At 74.1% G+C, this 591-nt stretch carries 1 protein-coding gene; it reads left to right on the top strand.

The window, feature by feature from the left end:
- On the top strand, positions 1-591 hold a 591-nt coding region (locus tag JS756_RS35980; protein ID WP_438817371.1), incomplete at both ends, for a ketoacyl-synthetase C-terminal extension domain-containing protein.

Raw genomic sequence — 591 nt, 5'->3', positions numbered from 1 at the left:
CCGGGGACGTGGCGCTCCTGACGCGGGACACCGCGTGGGAGCGGGCGGAGGACCGGCCGCGTCGGGCGGGTGTGTCCTCGTTCGGCATCAGCGGCACCAACGCCCACGTCATCCTCGAAGAAGGCCCGCCGACCGTGGAATCCTCGCGGGCGACGGCGGACGGCGACGTACCCGCCGAGGCCACCGGATCCCGGACCGTCCCGTTGCCCCTCTCCGCCGCCGAACCCGGTGCGCTGCGCGCCCAGGCGGAACGCCTGGTGAGCCTGATGGCGTCCGATCCGGAGCTGTCCCCGCAGGACGTCGGGCTCTCCCTCGCGACGACGCGGTCCGCGCTGGAACATCGCGCGGTCGTGCTCGCCGCGGACCGGGAGCAGGCCCTGCGCGGTCTCCGGGCCGTCGCACAGCAGGAGACGCCGGGGCATGTCCTCACCGGCGCGGTGACGGCCGGCGGCGGCCGTACGGCTTTCCTGTTCGCGGGTCAGGGCTCGCAGCGCCTGGGGATGGGCCGGGAGTTGTACGAGACGTATCCGGTGTTCGCGGACGCGTTCGACGCGGTGTGCCTGCACCTGGATGTCGCGTTGCCGTCGGGTC

Origin of the sequence: Streptomyces actuosus (assembly GCF_016921115.1) — a bacterium.
Classification (GTDB): Bacteria; Actinomycetota; Actinomycetes; order Streptomycetales; family Streptomycetaceae; genus Streptomyces; species Streptomyces actuosus_A.
This window is presented reverse-complemented; position numbering and strand designations above follow the sequence as displayed.